The sequence below is a fragment of the Streptomyces griseoloalbus genome (assembly GCA_014650015.1).
In the GTDB taxonomy this organism is placed as follows: Bacteria; Actinomycetota; Actinomycetes; order Streptomycetales; family Streptomycetaceae; genus Streptomyces; species Streptomyces griseoloalbus.
This window is the reverse complement of the sequence record BMUD01000187.1, coordinates 1-513: the sequence shown is the minus strand read 5'-3', so window position 1 is coordinate 513 and position 513 is coordinate 1. Positions and strand designations below refer to the sequence as shown.

The following is a 513-nucleotide window of genomic DNA, read 5'->3' as shown; positions in this document are numbered from 1 at the left end:
AAAGCTATGGAAGAGGGGAAAGACCTACTCAAGCAAATCACCAGAAGCAGAGGTTTCGGCATGGGTATGTAACCCCCCCCGCCCCCAAAGGGGGAGCGACCAAACGGCAGCTTCACTCAATGGAGTGTTACTGTTCATCAAAGCCAAGTGATAATTGTCGTTTCTCTGCTTCTTCTTTCTTTTGGGCAGCTAAAGTCTTTTTCCGAACGTATGTTTTTGTAAATGAAACCCTATCCCCATTAAAGACAATCAACGGATTAATGAACCAATTATATTCGTTTGGACCTCTTGCTATGATTTCACTTTGTACGAGCTCTGCCAATCCTTTGTATATGGCTTTGTCTGATTTGTATTGGGTGTATTCTAAGCATTTTCGCCTATCGAAAATTATCATATCATTCTTAGGCTTCATGCAAGTTAGAATATACCCGAAAACCCGAATAGCTGATTGTGATAGATTGAAAAAAGCGGCAAAATTCGCAAGGTATAGTTTTGCAAATTGCTCTTCATCTC

1 protein-coding gene is annotated in these 513 nt (G+C 40.9%); it reads right to left on the bottom strand.

Translation table 11 applies throughout. The features are described from left to right. Positions 1 to 127: 127 nt before the first annotated feature. On the bottom strand, positions 128 to 513 hold a 386-nt coding region (locus IE178_RS35510), incomplete at its 5' end, for a replication/maintenance protein RepL (RefSeq protein ID WP_193515133.1).